Source organism: Mesorhizobium sp. WSM3868 (genome assembly GCF_002294785.1).
Taxonomy (GTDB): Bacteria; Pseudomonadota; Alphaproteobacteria; order Rhizobiales; family Rhizobiaceae; genus Mesorhizobium.
Map to the genome: position 1 here is coordinate 135,985 of NZ_NSGB01000003.1, position 17,109 is coordinate 153,093.

15 protein-coding genes are annotated in these 17,109 nt (G+C 64.6%); 12 read left to right on the forward strand and 3 right to left on the reverse strand.

Features of this window, described 5'->3' with window-relative positions:
- Positions 1–3 precede the first annotated feature (3 nt).
- The 9 genes from CK221_RS06880 to CK221_RS06920 all read left to right on the forward strand — a co-directional run bounded on the left by CK221_RS06880 (position 4) and on the right by CK221_RS06920 (position 10,562).
- Positions 4–2,415: a circularly permuted type 2 ATP-grasp protein gene (locus CK221_RS06880; protein WP_095777186.1), complete on the forward strand. Its 2,412-nt coding sequence runs from the start codon at positions 4–6 to the stop codon at positions 2,413–2,415.
- Positions 2,416–3,291 (forward strand): transglutaminase family protein, encoded by an 876-nt coding sequence (locus tag CK221_RS06885; protein ID WP_095777187.1) that lies wholly within the window; start codon positions 2,416–2,418, stop codon positions 3,289–3,291.
- Between the two features lie 105 nt (positions 3,292–3,396).
- Entirely contained in the window at positions 3,397–4,332 is a 936-nt protein-coding gene (locus CK221_RS06890) for a glycosyltransferase family 2 protein (protein ID WP_095777364.1), read from the forward strand.
- A complete protein-coding gene (locus CK221_RS06895) occupies positions 4,332–5,171 on the forward strand; it encodes a glycosyltransferase (RefSeq protein WP_095777188.1) in 840 nt (279 codons plus the stop codon). The genes CK221_RS06890 and CK221_RS06895 overlap by 1 nt, the downstream gene beginning before the upstream one ends.
- 28 nt (positions 5,172–5,199) lie before the next feature.
- Entirely contained in the window at positions 5,200–5,943 is a 744-nt protein-coding gene (locus CK221_RS06900) for a hypothetical protein (RefSeq protein WP_095777189.1), read from the forward strand.
- Positions 5,944–6,018: 75 nt separating this feature from the next.
- Positions 6,019–7,110 carry a DNA topoisomerase IB gene (locus CK221_RS06905; RefSeq protein WP_095777190.1) on the forward strand — a complete coding sequence of 364 codons (1,092 nt, stop codon included), beginning with the start codon at positions 6,019–6,021 and terminating at the stop codon, positions 7,108–7,110.
- 108 nt (positions 7,111–7,218) lie between these two features.
- Positions 7,219–7,593, forward strand: coding sequence for a YciI family protein (locus CK221_RS06910; RefSeq protein WP_095777191.1), 375 nt, complete (start codon positions 7,219–7,221; stop codon positions 7,591–7,593).
- Positions 7,590–8,864 (forward strand): RNA polymerase sigma factor, encoded by a 1,275-nt coding sequence (locus CK221_RS06915; RefSeq protein ID WP_095777192.1) that lies wholly within the window; start codon positions 7,590–7,592, stop codon positions 8,862–8,864. Before CK221_RS06910 ends, CK221_RS06915 begins: the two co-directional genes overlap by 4 nt.
- Before the next feature lie 183 nt (positions 8,865–9,047).
- Positions 9,048–10,562, forward strand: a complete 1,515-nt coding sequence (locus tag CK221_RS06920) for an aldehyde dehydrogenase family protein (RefSeq protein WP_095777193.1) — start codon at positions 9,048–9,050, stop codon at positions 10,560–10,562.
- A gap of 189 nt (positions 10,563–10,751) precedes the next feature.
- On the opposite strand, the gene CK221_RS06925 is transcribed toward CK221_RS06920, so the two are convergent.
- Positions 10,752–11,618, reverse strand: coding sequence for a hypothetical protein (locus CK221_RS06925; RefSeq protein ID WP_095777194.1), 867 nt, complete (start codon positions 11,616–11,618; stop codon positions 10,752–10,754).
- 335 nt (positions 11,619–11,953) lie between these two features.
- On the opposite strand from CK221_RS06925, the gene CK221_RS06930 reads away from it, so the two are divergent.
- The 3 genes from CK221_RS06930 (at position 11,954) to CK221_RS06940 (ending at position 14,486) form a co-directional block, all read left to right on the forward strand.
- Entirely contained in the window at positions 11,954–12,787 is an 834-nt protein-coding gene (locus CK221_RS06930) for a GNAT family N-acetyltransferase (protein WP_095777195.1), read from the forward strand.
- 132 nt (positions 12,788–12,919) lie between these two features.
- Complete coding sequence (locus CK221_RS06935; RefSeq protein WP_095777196.1) at positions 12,920–13,690, forward strand: SDR family oxidoreductase; 771 nt, start codon at positions 12,920–12,922, stop codon at positions 13,688–13,690.
- Between the two features lie 34 nt (positions 13,691–13,724).
- Positions 13,725–14,486, forward strand: coding sequence for an SDR family NAD(P)-dependent oxidoreductase (locus CK221_RS06940; RefSeq protein ID WP_095777197.1), 762 nt, complete (start codon positions 13,725–13,727; stop codon positions 14,484–14,486).
- A gap of 37 nt (positions 14,487–14,523) precedes the next feature.
- Here the strand turns inward: CK221_RS06940 and CK221_RS06945 are convergent, their stop codons facing one another.
- Together CK221_RS06945 and CK221_RS06950 are read right to left on the reverse strand one after the other, a co-directional pair.
- Positions 14,524–15,627: an alcohol dehydrogenase family protein gene (locus CK221_RS06945; protein ID WP_095777365.1), complete on the reverse strand. Its 1,104-nt coding sequence runs from the start codon at positions 15,625–15,627 to the stop codon at positions 14,524–14,526.
- 67 nt (positions 15,628–15,694) lie between these two features.
- Entirely contained in the window at positions 15,695–17,074 is a 1,380-nt protein-coding gene (locus tag CK221_RS06950; protein WP_095777198.1) for an aspartate aminotransferase family protein, read from the reverse strand.
- Between the last annotated feature and the right edge of the window lie 35 nt (positions 17,075–17,109).

Sequence of the window (17,109 nt, forward strand, 5' to 3'; positions counted from 1 at the left end):
AGCATGGCCAAGGGGAATCAGAAACGGGCGGGCGGCAGGCCGCGGGCGCAGAGCCTGTTGGAGCATTACCGGCCGATCGAAGGCGTCGTCGACGAGATGGTCGACGCGTCGGGCAATCCGCGCCCGGCCTGGCGGTCCTTCATCGGAGCGCTGGACGATCTGGGGGCTGAGGCGCTCGGACAGCGCTTTGCCCGCGCCGACCAATATCTGCGCGATGCCGGCGTCTACTACCGCGTCTACGACAAAGCCGGCGCCAACGAGCGCGAATGGCCGCTGGCGCATGTCCCGCTGCTGATCGACGAGAAGGAATGGGCCGAGATCAGCGCCGGCCTCGTCCAGCGCGCCGACCTGTTCGAGGCGATGCTGGCCGACATTTACGGGCCGAACCGGCTGATCGAGAAGGGAATCCTGCCGGCGGGGCTGATTGCGGCGAGCCCGGAATATCTGCGCCCGGTGGTCGGCGTCCGTCCGGCCAGCGGCCATTTCCTGCACATGGTCGCCTTCGAGCTCGGCCGCGGCCCCGACGGCCGCTGGTGGGTTCTGGGCGACCGCACGCAGGCGCCGTCGGGCGCCGGCTTTGCGCTGGAGAACCGCGTTGCCACCACGCGCGCCTTGTCTGACATCTATGGCGAGCTGCATGTGCATCGCCTGGCCGGCTTCTTCCGCCGCTTCCGTGATGCGCTGAACGGCATGGCGAAGGATTCCGGCGGCCGCGTCGCCATCCTGACGCCCGGACCGCTCAACGAGACCTATTACGAGCACGCCTATATCGCGCGTTATCTTGGCATTATGCTGCTCGAAGGCGAGGACCTGACGGTGTCCGGCGGCCGGCTGATGGTGCGCACGGTTTCGGGCCTGATGCCGATCGGCGTTTTGTGGCGGCGGCTCGATGCCGCTTTCGCCGATCCGCTGGAGCTCAAACCGGACTCGCAGATCGGCACGCCGGGGCTGGTCGAGGCGATCCGGCGCGGCACCGTCTCGGCCGTCAACGGGCTCGGTTCCGGCTTGGCGGAAACGCGGGCGCTGCTTTCTTTCCTGCCGCGGATCGCGCGGGAATTGCATGGCGAGGAACTCAAGCTGCCGAACATTGCGACCTGGTGGTGCGGACAGCAGGCCGAACGCGACCATGTGCTGGCCAATATCGACCGCATGGTGGTTGGCCCGGCGCTGTCGACACGGCTTGCCTTCGAGGACGATGGCGCGACCAGGCTCGGTTCGGCGCTTTCGGCCGGCGAGCGGGCGGAGCTTATCGCGCGGATCGAAGCCGACGGGGTTGGCTTCGTCGGCCAGGAGGCGGTCACGCTCTCGACTACGCCGGTCTTTGCCGGCGGCCGCTTGGAGCCGCGGCCCGCCAGCCTGCGCGTCTACCTGGCGCGAACACACGAAGGCTGGACGGTGATGCCCGGCGGCTTTGCACGCGTCGGCTTCTCGCTCGACCCGACCGCGATGGCCATGCAGCGCGGCGGTCAGGCTGCGGATGTCTGGGTAGTCAGCGACAGGCCTGTCGAGCGGGAGACGCTGCTGCCGCAGGAGAGCGACGGCTTCACCCGCACCATGCCCGGCAGCCTGCCGAGCCGCGCCGCGGAAAACCTGACCTGGCTCGGCCGCTATATCGAGCGCTCGGAAGACACGGTGCGGGTGCTGCGCGCTTATCACGTCAGGCTGGCGGAGACATCCGATCCCGAGATGCCGCTGCTCGCCGACATCAGAGACTATCTCGAACCGTTCGGCATCGAGGTCGAAACCGCGATCCCGCTTGGATTGATCGGCACATTGGACAGCGCGGTCTACAGTGCCGGCCAGATCCGCGACCGCTTCTCGCCGGATGGCTGGCTGGCGCTGAAGGATCTGTCGAAGACCATCCACAAATTCGCTGAGACGGTCGCGCCGGGCGACGACGCGACGCGGGCGATGACCGTGATGCTGCGAAAGCTTGCGGGCTTCTCGGGGCTGCTGCACGAGAACATGTACCGCTTCACCGGTTGGCGCTTCCTGGAGATCGGCCGCCGACTGGAACGTGGCATCCAGATCGCGCGCACGCTAGCCAGGCTGACAAAGGCAGACGCGCCCGACGGCGCACTCGACATGATGCTGGAGATCGGCGACAGCGTCATGACCCACCGCCGGCAATATCCGGTTCAGTCAGGCCGGCGCACGGTTATAGACCTCTTGGCGCTCGATCCGCTCAACCCGCGCTCGATCCTGTTCCAGCTCGAGCGGCTCAAGGCCGAGATCGGCATGCTGCCTTCCGTCGGCGGCGAGGGACATATGTCGCCCGCGGCGAAAGAAATCCTGCAGCTCAACACGGCGCTCGCCGTGATGGAGCCTCAGGACATGACCGCGAAGGTGCTGGACGATCTCGCCATTCAGATCGGCGATCTCTACAACAGTCTCGCCAAGGCCTATTTCGGATAAATGCTCTACGACATCAGGCTTCATCTTCATTACGGCTATGCGGCCGCAGCCGGCGGCGGCAGGCACCAGGTGCGCGTGCTGCCGCAGACGATCGCCGGCGTGCAGCGGGTTATCGCCGCCTCGCTGTCGTTCCAGCCGAATCCGGCCGAGCGCGCGGATTTTTCCGATTTCTTCGGCAACAACGTCACTGCGATCGCCGTTCGCGACGCGCATGAGGAGCTCCACGTCAGGATGAGCGCCCGTGTGTCGGTGTCGCGGCCGGAAGCCGGCCTCGACGTCTCTCCCGACATTCACGGCTTGAGGGCGGAACTCGACGCGGTGCGTTCGCTGTCCCCCGACGCGCCGCATCACTTCCTCGCCGCCAGCGACCACGCCGGCATCGATCCGGTAATCACGGATTATGCGCGGGAAAGCCTCGCCGGTTCGGCGATCGCCACGGCGGTCGATCTCTGCAATCGGATCCACCGCGATTTCACCTATGACGGCAGGGCAACTACCGTGCAGACGCGCGCCAGCGATGCCTTTGCGCTTCAGCGTGGGGTTTGCCAGGATTTCTCGCACATCATGATCGCCGGGCTGCGCGGGCTTGGCATCCCCGCCGGTTATGTCAGCGGCTTCCTGCGCACGATCCCGCCCAAGGGTAAGCCGAGGCTCGAAGGCGCCGACGCCATGCATGCCTGGGTCAAGGCCTGGTGCGGGCGCGATGCCGGCTGGCAGGAATTCGATCCGACCAACGGCATGCGGGCGAGCAACGACCATATCACGGTGGGATACGGCCGCGACTATTCCGACGTGGCGCCGATTGTCGGCGTCCTGAAAACCACCGGCGAGCAGATCGGCGAGCAGGCGGTCGACGTCATCCCGGTCGCTGCCTGAAGGCGCACGATCGGTGATGCGGCTGCTTCTCAAATCGCGATCCCGCCGCTATCTTGCCGCCGGACCGTGGACCGGCCTGCCGGGCACTTGCGCGGAGTTCAATTGTTGACATCGGTCAGCATCATCATTCCAGCACACAATGCGTCGGCAACCGTTGCAGACACGTTGGCAACCTTGCGCTCGGAAGCCGAGGTCATCGGCGAAGTGATACTGGTCGACGATTCCTCGACGGACAACACGGCGGCCGTGGCCGCGGACGCAGCCTCGCGGCTGGCGCTGCCGTTCCGGGTCATCCGGTCCAATTGTCGGGACGCGGGCGGCTCCCGCAATCTTGCGCTGGCCGAGGCGCGCTTCCCCTGGATTTACATGATCGACGCCGACGATCTGCATATCGAGGGTGGGTTGCGGACGCTGCTGTCCAAGACCAGGGCCAAGCCAGGCGCCGACATGGTGGTCGGCGCTTACCGCCGGCGGACCGATGGCCGGGACCGACAGTTCAAAACGCCGGCCGGCTACATGACTGCCGGACTCGCCAATGCCTCCGCCTATGTGGATGGCAGGATACGGTCGATTGCCGTCGGCAGCGCGCTGGTGTCGCGGCATACGGTCGGCGACACGCGCTTCCCGACCGGTCTTGCCTACGACGAGGACACATTGTTTTGGGCGCGGGTTATGAGCAAGGCATCGCTCGCGGTCGTGAGGCAACCGATCATGATCTACTTCGTATCGTCGGACCGTTCGGATGACCGCTTCGCGATAAAGCCTGCGCGACGCTTCCTCGAATGGCGCCTGGCGCTGCGCGAACTCGCCGACTGCGGCATTGCGAAATCGTCGTTGAAAGCGAGGGAAGGGCTTGTGGCGCTCAAGATCGCCCGCGTACACTACGCTCGCGGCGATCTCGAAACGGCGGCAAAATTCCTGGCGGTTGCCGAAGCGGCGCCCAAGGTTTCCACCGACATCTGGCGCTGCATGCGCTACCGGCTCAAAATCGCGGCGCGGCGCCGGTTCCCAGCCCATTGCGTCCAGCTGCAAAGTGCCTGATGGCCGACGGGCCGGAACTTGCAGTCGTGGTGATAGGTTTTCGGGCTCCGACCGATCTGGTCGCGGCGGTCAGGTCGGTGCTCGGCCAGAACATCCCGCTCGAGGTGGTGGTCGTGAATTCCGGCGGCGGGAATGCCCAGGCGCTTCTGGCCAATGCCGGACTCGACGTGCCAGTCATCGAGTGCGAAGAAAGGCTCTTTGCCGGGGCCGCGAGAAATCGCGGCATAGCGGCGACGAAAGCTCCTTTCATCGCCTTTCTCGCGGATGATTGCCTGGCATGCCCGCGATGGGCAGAGGTCCGGCTGCGCCATCACCGGGAAGGCGTCGCGGCCGTGGCAAGCGCCATCGCCAACAGTCATCCGCGCAATCTGGTCGCGTGCGCGGCCCATCTCGTTACCTATATGCGGCGCCTGCCAGGTCTTCCCGCTCATAAGGCACTTCGCTACGGTGTTTCTTTCGACCGAAAATTGTTCGATCGGTATGGGCTATTCGACGAACAAATGGCGACGGGAGAAGACACGGAATTCCTGGAAAGACTGCCGAAGGCGATAGCGCCGCTATGGGAGCCGGCGGTGCTTACCGTCCATCGCAACGAGACACGGCTGATCCGAGTGATTGTCGACCAGTATCTGCGCGGATACCGATATGGGACCTACCTCAAATCCGTTGGGCACCGAAAGCCATTGCGGATTTTCAAAGGGGTGTTTCGGGACCGGCGCAATGTCGGCAAGTTCGCAAAAGAAGGCCTTTGCGAAGAGGATAGACGTTTCGCGATGTTATCGCTGCCGATCGTATGGGCGGCATTGTTCGCAAAATCTGGGGGGCAGCCGTCGGCGTAACGCATGGCGATAGGACAGGCACGCGGCCATGATCACCATGGAGATGAAGCAGCCGCGCCGGCGGCGCGGTCGATGGCTTTGGTCGCGGCAAAGGATCGTCGCCATTTTCAGCTATCGCTACGACGCGCATCTTGTGCCAGACCTCCTCGCCAATCTCGACGCAATCGTCGATGGCTGGATCGCCTATGACGATCGGGCGGCGGATGCGGTCTTCAGCAATGAACCGCAGAGGCGGCGCGCGCTCGTTGCCGCGGCTTATGAGGCGGGTGCCGATTGGCTTTTGGCAATCGATCCGGACGAAAGGCTGGAAGATGCCGTGGCCAGCCGGATCGGCCAACTGACCAGCGGGTCCAGGCGCAATGCCTGGGGATTTCGCCTAAGGGAGATGTATACGCCGGCAAGCTATCGCATCGACGGCGTCTGGGGCCAAAAGATGCAGCACAGGCTTTTCCCCGCCTATCACCCGGATCTGAGCCGCTCGCAAGGGCTGCATAAGGCCTGGTTCCCCGAAGATCTGCGCTTCAAGCTTCGGGACAGCGGCCTTAATCTTTATCATTTGAAGATGATCGAGCCGAAACGGCGCGTGGCACGTCGCGACCTCTACAATCATCTCGATCCGGAGCAACGTTTGCAGCAGATCGGCTACGACTATCTGACGGACGAGTCGGGAGCGGTTCTGGAAGCGATACCGGCCGGACGGGACTACTTTCCCACCCATGTCGACGACGGCAGGCTTTGGATGGCTGAGGTGTCCGCCGACCGGCGGAGCTGAAGGACGCCCTCTGGGGACGGGCGGAACCAGCCGCTGTCGCGCGGCTTATCTACGGAGCAGTTCCGTGGAGTTACCATGCTGCAACGAGCACAATCGTCGTTCGGCCGCCTGGCGGGTGGTCTGGAAATACAAGGGAACGGCGCGCAGAGTTCCGCCGAGCGCGCCGCGCTCAGCTATGTCAGCGATGCCGATCCGGGCATCCGGCGCCTGAGAAAAGGCAAGGGATTTTCCTATGTCGGCCCGAACGGGAGTGCGGTCACCGCGGCCACCCTTGACCGTATCAAGGCGATCGTCATTCCGCCCGCGTGGACGGATGTATGGATCTCGCCCGACCCGAACGGCCATATTCAGGCGACCGGCCGGGATCAGCGCGGACGCAAGCAGTACCGCTATCATCCGCAGTGGACCGAGGAACGGGACGGCGTCAAATATTCCAGCCTCGTTGCTTTCGCGCAAAGCCTGCCCTCCTTGAGGCGCCAGGTCGATGCCGACCTGCGCCGTCATGGACTTCCGCTGGAGCGCGTTGTCGCCTCTGTCGTCTGGCTGCTCGACAACACCATGATCCGTGTCGGCAATGCCGCCTATGCCCGCGACAACAAGAGTTTCGGCCTGACCACGCTGCGCGACCGCCATGTCGAAATCACCGGTTCCAGCCTGCGCTTCTCCTTCATGGGCAAGTCCGGCAAGGAATGGAAGCTGAAGCTCGTCGACCGACGCATCGCCAAGATCGTGCGCGGCGCGCAGGACCTGCCTGGCCAGAAGCTGTTTCAGTATCTTGATGACGAGGGAACACGCCGGCCGCTGCGGTCGGAGGACGTCAACCGCTATATTCGCGAGGCATCTGGCCCGGAGTTCAGCTCCAAGCATTTTCGCACCTGGGGCGGCACCATCCATGCGGCATCCCTGTTCGCGCAGGCGGAGTTGCCCGAGAGCATCACCCAGAAAAACCGCGTGATGAACAGTATCGTCGACAAGGTCGCCGAACGACTCGGCAATACGCGAGCCGTCTGCCGCCGGTGCTATATCCATCCGCTCGTATTCGAGGAGTGGGCCGAAGGGAAGCTGCTCGGCGAAATGGCCGAAGCCAACAAACGAAAGCGCCTTATACCGGGCCTCGACGAGGAGGAGACGCTGGTGCTGAGATGGCTGCAGGCGCGCGAAGCCTGACCACACCCGGGTGACAGTGTAAACCCGTGATCGCCCTACAACTTTTTTGTCGACCATGTGTCGGGAAGGGTCTTACTGTTGCGTCCTTTGATACGGAAAGGACGCGCCATGCTTTATGCCATTCTCTGCTATGCCTCCGAAGACGTCGTCTGCTCCTGGAGCAAGGAACAGGACGAGGACGTCATGGCAAAGCTCCTCAACGTACAGGACAAATACGCCAGGGCAGGCCGGCTGGGGCCGGTGGCGCGCCTGCTGCCGACCACAGCCGCGACGACGCTTCGCAAGGTCAAGGGCGAATCGGTGGTGCTCGACGGCCCGTTCGCCGAGACCAAGGAGCAGTTCCTCGGCTTCTACACGCTCGAATGCAATCACCTGGACGAAGCCGTCGAGTTCGCCCGCGAACTCTCCGAGGTCAATCCGAGCGGTGGTTCCTACGAGATCAGGCCGATCTCGGTCTTCAATCCGACAAAGGTTCCCGCATGACCGAACTTGCCTGGATCAGCAACGCGATCAGCACCGCCCGTCCGCAGGCGATGGGCGCGCTGCTGCGCTATTTCCGCGACCTCGACGCCGCGGAAGAAGCTTTCCAGGATGCGTGCCTGAGGGCGCTGAAGAACTGGCCGAAAAACGGGCCGCCGCGCGATCCGGCGGCCTGGCTGATCTTCGTCGGCCGCAACAGCGGCATCGACGCGGTGCGCAAGCGCGCCAAGCAGGCGCCGATGCCGGAAGAGGATCAGATCTCCGATCTCGAGGATGCCGAAGGCGATATGGCCGAGCGGCTCGACGGCGCGCATTATCGCGACGACATCCTGCGGCTCCTGTTCATCTGCTGCCATCCCGATCTGCCGGCGACGCAGCAGATCGCGGTCGCGCTGCGCATCGTCTCCGGCCTGACGGTCAAGCAGATCGCGCGCGCCTTTCTCGTCGGCGAGAGCGCCATGGAGCAGCGCATCACCCGCGCCAAGGCGCGCATCGCCGATGCCGGCGTGCCGTTCGAGACCCCAGGCGCGATCGAGCGTTCCGAGCGCTTGGCGGCGGTCGCGGCCATGATCTATCTGATCTTCAACGAGGGCTATTCGACCAATGGCGGCGAGGCGCCGGCCCGCGCGCCGCTCTGCGAGGAGGCGATCCGGCTCGCCCGGCTGCTGCTCAGGCTGTTTCAGCAGGAACCGGAGATCATGGGGCTGACGGCGCTGCTGCTTCTCCAGCATGCGCGCGCGCCGGCGCGCTTCGACGCGCATGGCGAAATCGTGCTGCTCGAGGATCAGGACCGGTCGCTCTGGAGCCGCAAGATGATCGACGAGGGCCTGGCGCTGGTCGACAAGGCGCTGCGTCATCGCAAGCCTGGCCCATACCAGGTGCAGGCGGCGATCGCGGCATTGCATGCGCGGGCGGCAAAACCCGAGGATACGGACTGGACCGAGATCGACCTGCTCTACGGCTTGCTCGAGCAGATGCAGCCGTCGCCGGTGGTGACGCTGAACCGCGCGGTTGCGGTGAGCAAGGTGCGCGGCCCCGAAGCGGCGCTGGCGATGATCGAACCGCTCGAAGATCGGCTGGCAGGCTATTTCCACTTCTTCGGCCTGAAGGGCGGCCTGCTGATGCAGCTCGGCCGCGGCGAGGAGGCGCGCGTGGCCTTCGATCGTGCGATCGCTTTAGCCAACACCGCCGCCGAGGCCGCTCATATCCGCATGCATATCGACCGGCTGATCAAGGAAAGCACCGAGAAGTCGCAGGCCAAGAAGGCGCGCTGAATCCACTTTCACTGCTGGCCCAATTTTGCGCGCCGGGGTTGGACCATGCCGGGGTGGCGGTTTTTCCCCGAAACGAGTAATGCCACGCCATGAAAGCGCCGTCGTGCCTCAGGGCGCCGACAAGACGTGGCGCAAGGCTTCGACGCTCGCCATATCCAAGGCGAGATCTGAAAAGGAACAAACATGACGATAGCGAAGGAAACGGCCTCACTTCTGGAGCAACTGGGCGTCGCCAAGGATGCGCTTTCCGGCGGCGACCTCATCGTGCGCAGCCCGGTGACGGGCGAGCAGATCGCGGCACTGAAGTCGATCTCGACGGTCGATGCCGGCAAGGCTATCGATGCCGCGCACAACGCCTTCCAGGCCTGGCGGCTGGTGCCGGGGCCGAAGCGGGGCGAGCTGGTGCGCCTGCTCGGCGAGGAGTTGCGTGCTCACAAGGCGGAGCTCGGCCGGCTGGTGTCGATCGAGGTCGGCAAGATCCCGTCCGAGGGCCTCGGCGAAGTGCAGGAGATGATCGACATCTGCGATTTCGCGGTCGGTCTTTCGCGCCAGCTCTACGGCCTGACCATCGCCACCGAGCGCCCTGGACACCGCATGATGGAAACCTGGCATCCGCTCGGCGTAGTCGGCGTGATCTCGGCCTTCAACTTCCCCGTCGCGGTGTGGTCGTGGAACGCGGCACTTGCATTCGTGTGCGGTGACGCGGTGGTGTGGAAGCCGTCGGAAAAGACGCCGCTGACGGCGCTTGCCTGCGGGGCGATCTTCGAGCGCGCCGCCAGGCGTTTCGGCGCCGATACGCCGGAAGGACTACTCCAGGTGCTGATCGGCGACCGCGCCGTCGGCGAGGTGCTGGTCGACCATCCGAAGGTGCCGCTGGTCTCGGCCACGGGCTCGACCCGCATGGGCCGCGAGGTCGGTCCGCGGCTGGCCAAGCGTTTTGCACGCGCGGTGCTCGAGCTCGGCGGCAACAACGCCGGCATCGTCTGCCCGAGCGCCGATCTCGACATGGCGCTGCGCGCCATTGCGTTCGGCGCCATGGGCACCGCCGGCCAGCGCTGCACGACGCTCAGGCGTTTGTTCGTGCATGAGAGCGTCTATGACGCGCTGCTGCCGCGCCTGAAGAAGGCCTATCAGAGCGTTTCGGTCGGCAATCCTCTGGAGACCTCGGCGCTGGTCGGTCCGCTGATCGACAAGGCCGCCTTCGACAATATGCAGAAGGCATTGAAACAAGCGGAAGCGCATGGCGGCAAGGTGACCGGCGGCACGCGGTTCGAGAACGGCCATCCCGATGCTTACTATGTGCATCCGGCGCTCGTCGAAATGCCGAAGCAGGTTTCGCCGGTGACGGAAGAAACCTTCGCGCCGATCCTCTATGTGATGAAATATGCCGATTTCGACGAGGCGCTCGACCTGCACAACGCGGTCGGCGCCGGCCTGTCGTCCTCGATCTTCACCCGCGACCTGCAGGAATCGGAGCGCTTTCTCGGCGTCGACGGTTCGGACTGCGGCATCGCCAATGTCAATATCGGCACGTCGGGCGCCGAGATCGGCGGCGCATTCGGCGGCGAGAAGGAAACCGGCGGCGGCCGCGAGAGCGGCTCGGACGCCTGGAAGGCCTATATGAGGCGCGCCACCAACACGGTGAACTTCTCGAAGGCCCTGCCCTTGGCGCAAGGCGTATCCTTCGACATCGACTGAGGACATAGAGCGGTTCACCGTTTCACGGAAACGGCAAACCGCCCTATCTCTTTGATTTGACAATTCCGGACGGAAAACCGTTTCGCAATATCCTGGAATTGCTCTGAGCGCCGCGTCATCGTCGAAGCGGCTCAACGGCGCGTCTCTTTGCGCGCCGTCACGGCAAGCTCGGAGCAGGCGCCGCGGCGCTCAGCCTTCGCCCGCTCCGGAAAAACACGCCTCGAAGGCTGCGTCGACGATCGCGAGCTTGGCTGCCTGAACGGCCATATACTCGTCGAAGAACTGCCGCGACACCCACATGACGGAATGTCCGCGCTGCCCGACCCAGCCGATGCTGCCGAGCGCCTCGGCGTCGCGGAGCTTGCGCGCCAGATGCGTGCGCGACAGTTTCAGCCAATGCGCGAATTCGCTGATCGAAATGACGCCGGTCGGAATCTTCTCGAGGCTGGCGTCCTCCGGATCGATACCCGACATCAGCCAGTCCATGACGATGCCGCCGTTGTTGAGCCAGATGAACAACGAGAAGGTTTGCTGGGGTTCCCGCACCGGAATGGATGCGAGCAATCCGTCGCAGATCAATGGCTGCAGCTTGGCCAGCATATCGGGGTGTTCGAGGAAAGTCGTCAGCCGGGCTCCGCCATCGATGCGGTCGAGCGTTCGCAAATGGGCATGGATCCAGCCGGTAAAGGTCTCGATGGTGGCCGCGGTCACCCGCAAGGGATGAGCTCGGCCATCGCCACGCGACGAAATGTATTCGGCGACGTTGTAATGGAGCATTTCCTTGACGAACGCTTCGGCGGTGTTGCGGCTGGCAACTGAATTGCGGCGCACGACCTCGATGAAACGCGCTACGGTCATTTCGGTGCGGCGGTCATCGGGGTCGCGCCTGAAATGCAGCGCAAGTCCGACATGGCCGAGTAGCCAGCGCTGCTGGGTGGCAAAAACGGCGGCAAGGCGCGGGCTGGTTTCGTAGATATGGATGAGCGCGCGCGACTGCTCCTTGACACCGCGCAGAGCTGCCGGATGACTGGCGATTTCTTCGGCGCTCAGGGGCATTTCCTCGGGCACTCCATTCAATTCGAAGCAACGACCAAAGAAGATTCCCCGCCTTCGACGGTCGTGTCCAGTTGCCCATTGGAACAACGGCTGATGTTTCGGGCGCGTTCTTGCTAACCCTTTGCATCGATTCGAAAAACCCGGATAGCAATCCGCTCGACGGTCTAGCGTTCAATGGGCGGCCTCTTCGCCGAATCGGCGAAGGAGCATCGACGGTTGGGCTTCGTGGCGTGGACAGGTCGGCAACGTCCAAAACCGGTCTTTGCAACCTGCTGGCGGCGACCTATCCTGGAGGCTTGAAATCCGTTGCCTCTAGGCCGCCGCCGAGTGAAGCCATGCCGAGAACGATCCGGACGCTGACCGCCAGCGAGGTGGAAACGCTCGTCGAGTGGGCGGCGGGGGAGGGATGGAATCCGGGCATCGGCGATGCCGCCGCGCTCAGGGCCGCCGATCCGGAAGGATTTGTCGGTGCCATCGTCGGCGGCGAGATGGTGGCCGGCATCTCGGCCGTCGCCTATGGCGCGGAGTTCGGTTTCATCGGCCTCTATATCTGCCGGCCCGATCGGCGCGGTGAAGGCCATGGCAAGGCGGTCTGGGATGCCGGCATGGCTCGGCTCGGCGACCGCATTGTCGGCCTCGACGGCGTAGCCGAGCAGCGGGCCAACTACCAACACAAAGGGTTCGTGCCGGCTTATGAGACCGTCCGCTTCAGCGGTCGTCCGGCGGGACTGACCGGGGGGCGGGAAATCCGGTCCGTTGAGGCCGCCGAGACAGCCGAGATCCTGGCCTATGACCGCCAGTGCTTTCCGGCGCCTCGGGAGGCCTTCCTGCGGGAATGGCTGCGGCCGCCCCGGATCGCGATGATGTCCACTGGCTCGACCGGCCTTGCCGGCTACGGCGTGGCGCGCCGATGCCGCGAAGGTTTCAAGGTCGGTCCGCTGTTCGCGGATGACATGGAAACAGCTCTGGCTTTGATGGTGGAACTGACGGGAAGGACGGCGGGCGAAGCCTTGCATATCGACGTGCCGGCCACTCAGATCGGCTTTACCGCCGTGCTTCAGGCTGTCGGCATGGTCCCCGGTTTCACGACGACCCGCATGTACCGCGGCGGGAAACCAGGCAATGCGCCGTCGAAGGTTTTCGGCATCACGACGCTGGAGCTGGGGTGATCGCGAAGCGAATGGCTTCGGTCCTGTGATCATTGATTGTCGGGCTTGGCGCATGCGAGATGTCTCTCCGACGTGGTTCGGATGCCGGACTGTGTCTCGCCGCAACGCTCATCGCACAGCGGAGGTTATCGAATGGCTGGAAGAACCGTCCTGATCGCGGGCGGCGCCGGGGGAATGGGTCTTGCGACGGGGCTGCGCCTGGCGGCTGACGACGAGCGGATCGTGCTCGCCGACCTTCCCGGCGCGAAACTCGACGAGGCCGTGTCAAAGATTGCTGCGACCGGTGCGAACGCGATCGGTCTGCCGCTCGACGTCCGTTCCGTCGCCGCCTGCCGGGAGGTTGTGGACAAGGCGCGCGAGTGGGGAGATGGCCTGGACATTCTCGTCAACGCCGCCGGCGTCTGGCTCGAGGGAGCGGCAAGCGAGGTCCGCGAAGAGCAATGGGACCTGGTGCTGGATGTCAATCTCAAAGGCGCCTTCTTCCTGATCTCGGCCGCCATTCCGCACCTGTCGGCGGCGCAGGGCGTTATCATCAATATCGCCTCCGACGCGGGCATCGTCGGCAACAGCGGCGCGGCGGTCTATTGCGCCTCCAAAGGCGGGCTGGTGCTGCTGACCAAGGCTCTCGCCCTAGAGCTTGCGCCGCACGGCATCAGGGTCAACGCCGTTTGTCCTGGCGACACGGCGACGCCGATGATCGAGTATCAGGCAAGGACCTATGGCGGAGATGACCCGGACGGCTACAAGCGCCGGCTCCTTGGGCACTACCCGCAAGGGGAAAGAGCACGGTTCATCGGCGTGGAAGAGATCGCCTCCTTCATCCATTATCTTTGCCAGCCCGGCGCGGCGCCGATCACCGGGGCCGCGCTTTCGATCGATTTCGGCATCAGCGCCGGATACTGACTCGCGGCATTGGCGTCATCACCTTGGAGGGCTCATGACCACGTTTCGCAAATCCCGCACGGCGCTGGTGACCGGCGCGGGCGCCGCCGACGGCATCGGCGTCGCGGTGGCGCGCGCACTCGGCGACGCCGGGCTTGCGGTCGCGATCACCGCCTCGTCGCATCGCGTCGAGCAGCGCGCTGAAGAGCTGCGGGCGGAGGGGCTCGACGTTCGTGCGGTGGTGGCCGATCTGACGCGTGCAGCGGATGTCGAGCGGCTCTGCTCGGAGGTCGGCGAGATCGATATCCTCGTCAACAATGCCGGGATGGGAACGGTCGCTCAGCCCGCGCTGCAGCGGCGATTTCTCGATCTCAGCGAAAGCGACTGGGACCGCGGCATCGATGTCAGCCTGAAGACCACATTCCTTGCCACACGCGCATTTCTGGCCGGCATGGTCCGGCGCGGCCATGGACGCGTGGTGAACATGGCCTCGGTCACCGGCCCTTACGTTTCCAACGAAGGCGAGGCCGCTTATTCCGCCGCCAAGGCAGGCATGGTCGGGCTGACGCATGCGCTTGCGCTGGAGGTCGGCCGCAGCGGCGTCACCGTGAATGCCGTGGCGCCGGGCTGGATCGCGACGGGCGCCTCGACCCCGGAAGAACTCCTCGCGGCGCAAAACACGCCGCTTGGACGCGCCGGCACTCCGGAGGAGGTCGCCGCGGCTGTGCTGTTCTTGGCGTCCGACGGCGCCAGCTATGTCAACGGAGCCGTCATCGTCGTGGATGGCGGCAACACCCTTCAGGAGCGCAAGGGCTGACCGCCAAGGTCAACCCGTCGACCGCCGCCATCGGCCGCTACTTGTTCGTGTCGGCAATCGCGTCCGGCACCACCACCAGCTTGCCGACGAAGTCCTTGGCCATGAAGTCGGTCTGGGCGCGGTGGAAGTCCGACAGCTTGTAGACGCCGCCGACCAGCGGGCGGATCTTCTTCTCCTCGATGTAGCGCACGATGCGGCGGAAATCGGCCCTGGTGCCCTGGCTCGAGCCGTGCAGCTGAAGCTGCTTCAGATACATGGTGCGCAGGTCCAACTGCACCACCGGCCCCGCGATGGCACCTGCGGTGGTGTAGCGTCCCTCGGGCCGCAGGATGCACAGCAGATCATTGAAAATGGCGCCGCCGACAAGGTCGGCGACCACGTCTATGGGTTGGCCAGCGGTCGCTTCGTTGACGGCGGCAGGCAGGTCGGCCACGCCGCGCGTGACCACTTTCTCGGCGCCGATGTCGAGCACCGCTTGCTCCTTGCCCTTGCCGACCACGGCATAGGGAATGGCGCCCCGCGCCCGCGCCAGCTGCACGATGCCGGAGCCGACACCGCCGGAGGCGCCGGTGACCAGCACCCGTTCGCCGGCCTTCAAGCCTGCACGTTCCAGCATCTGCTCGCCGGTGAGATAGGCGCAGCAGAAGGTGGCGAGCTCGACATCGCTCAAATCGGTATTGACGACATGCGCGTTCTCGGCCGGCAGCGTCTGGTATTCGGCATAGCCGCCGTCACGGCCGTGGCCCATATAGTCGATGTCGGCAAGCGAATCGTCGTCACGGTTGTAGATGGAGAAGTCGACCATGACGCGTTCGCCGATGCGCTCGGAGGGTACGCCGTCACCGACGGCGACGATGGTGCCCACCGTATCGGTGCCCTGGATGCGCGGAAAGGTCAGCGTGTTGCCTTGCCGGCGCCAGGTCGACACGGCGGCCGCGTCTTCCTCGGTGCCGTAGGCGCCCTGGCGCACCCAGACATCGGTGTTGTTCATGCCGCAGGCGCTGACCTTGACCAGCACCTCGCCGGCAGCCGGCGGCGGCACCTTCACATCGGTGCGATAGACGAGTTTTTCCAGGCCGCCGTGGCCGGTGAGTTGCACGGCGGCCATCGTGGCGGGGACGGTTCTGGTCATGGCATTCATGTCGGTCTGTTCCTTTGCTTTCACGCAACTCCGGACGGAAAACCGTTCACACCTTTCCTGGATTGCTTCAGAGGCTGGTGAACACGCTGTTCACGGCGTCAGCGGTCTTGGCGACGATGGTGTCGGCCTCCTCGCGCGTCAGGCAAAGCGGCGGCGCGAAGCCGAGGATGTCGCCCTGCGGCATGGCGCGGCCGATGACGCCGCTTGCCGCGAGCGTCGTGGCGATCTGCGGGCCCACTTTGAGCGCCGGATCGAAGAAGACGCGATCGTCGCGATCCCTGACGAACTCGACCGCAGCCAGCATGCCGTCGCCGCGGACCTCGCCGACGTTTCTGTGGCCGCCGACGGCCTTGGCCAGCTCGGCGCGGAAATAAGCGCCGGTCTCGCCGGCATTCCTGACCAGATCCATTTCGTCGATAAGTTCGAGATTGGCGACGCCCGCGGCGACGCAGATGGGATGCGCCGAATAGGTCCAGCCGTGGCCCAGCGAGCCCAGCTTGTCGGAACCCCTGACCAGCACCTGCCAGACCTTGTCGGAGACGATGACGCCGGAAAGCGGCGCATAGGCAGACGTCAGGCCCTTCGCGATGGTGATCAGGTTCGGCTTGATGCCGTAATGGTCGGAGCTGAACATGGTGCCGAGACGGCCGAAGCCGGTCACCACCTCGTCGGCGACAAGCAGCACGTCGTATTTGTTCAGCACCGCCTGGATCTTTTCCCAATAGCCGGCGGGCGGCGGCACGATGCCGCCGGTGCCGAGGATCGGCTCGCCGATAAAGGCCGCGACCGTCTCCGGGCCCTCGGCAAGGATCATCTCCTCGAGCTTGTCGGCGCAATATTGCGAAAACTGCTCCTCGCTCATCGAGCGGTCGGTGCGGCGGAAATAATAGGGTGCCTCGGTGTGCATGATCGGCGCGCGCGGCAGGTCGAAGGCGTTGTGAAACAGGTCGAGCCCGGTCAGCGATCCGGTCATGACGCCGGAGCCGTGATAGCCGCGCCAGCGCGAGATGATCTTCTTCTTCTCCGGCCGGCCGAGAACGTTGTTGTAATACCAGATCAGCTTGATGTTGGTCTCGTTGGCGTCGGAGCCGGAGAGGCCGAAATAGACCCTCGACATGCCCTTCGGCGCGCGGTCGATGATCATCTTGGCGAGCGTAATCGAGGCCTCGGTGCCGTGCCCGACATAGGCGTGGTAATAAGCTAGGTTCTTGGCCTGATCGGCAATGGCATCGGCGATCTTCTGGCGGCCATAGCCGACATTGACGCAATAGAGCCCGGCAAAGGCATCGATGCTCTTCTTGCCGGTGTTGTCCCAGACGGTGACGCCTTCGCCGCCGGCCATGATGCGCGCCGGGGACTCGCCCCGCGCATGCGTGCCCATATGCGTCGAGGGATGGAAGAAGTGGTCGCGATCCCAGGCCGAAAGTTCGTTGGACTGTTCGAGCATCTTTTTTCTCCTTGCAGGGAATTCTTCCGGCGTGC

Bases quoted from the DNA above. Each gene is read 5' to 3' on its own strand.
- CK221_RS06880 (WP_095777186.1), top strand. From the start codon at position 4: ATGGCCAAGGGGAATCAGAAACGGGCGGGCGGCAGGCCGCGGGCGCAG.
- CK221_RS06885 (WP_095777187.1), top strand. From the start codon at position 2,416: ATGCTCTACGACATCAGGCTTCATCTTCATTACGGCTATGCGGCCGCA.
- CK221_RS06895 (WP_095777188.1), top strand. From the start codon at position 4,332: ATGGCCGACGGGCCGGAACTTGCAGTCGTGGTGATAGGTTTTCGGGCT.
- CK221_RS06900 (WP_095777189.1), top strand. From the start codon at position 5,200: ATGATCACCATGGAGATGAAGCAGCCGCGCCGGCGGCGCGGTCGATGG.
- CK221_RS06905 (WP_095777190.1), top strand. From the start codon at position 6,019: ATGCTGCAACGAGCACAATCGTCGTTCGGCCGCCTGGCGGGTGGTCTG.
- CK221_RS06910 (WP_095777191.1), top strand. From the start codon at position 7,219: ATGCTTTATGCCATTCTCTGCTATGCCTCCGAAGACGTCGTCTGCTCC.
- CK221_RS06915 (WP_095777192.1), top strand. From the start codon at position 7,590: ATGACCGAACTTGCCTGGATCAGCAACGCGATCAGCACCGCCCGTCCG.
- CK221_RS06920 (WP_095777193.1), top strand. From the start codon at position 9,048: ATGACGATAGCGAAGGAAACGGCCTCACTTCTGGAGCAACTGGGCGTC.
- CK221_RS06925 (WP_095777194.1), bottom strand. From the start codon at position 11,618: ATGCCCCTGAGCGCCGAAGAAATCGCCAGTCATCCGGCAGCTCTGCGC.
- CK221_RS06930 (WP_095777195.1), top strand. From the start codon at position 11,954: ATGCCGAGAACGATCCGGACGCTGACCGCCAGCGAGGTGGAAACGCTC.
- CK221_RS06935 (WP_095777196.1), top strand. From the start codon at position 12,920: ATGGCTGGAAGAACCGTCCTGATCGCGGGCGGCGCCGGGGGAATGGGT.
- CK221_RS06940 (WP_095777197.1), top strand. From the start codon at position 13,725: ATGACCACGTTTCGCAAATCCCGCACGGCGCTGGTGACCGGCGCGGGC.
- CK221_RS06945 (WP_095777365.1), bottom strand. From the start codon at position 15,627: ATGAATGCCATGACCAGAACCGTCCCCGCCACGATGGCCGCCGTGCAA.
- CK221_RS06950 (WP_095777198.1), bottom strand. From the start codon at position 17,074: ATGCTCGAACAGTCCAACGAACTTTCGGCCTGGGATCGCGACCACTTC.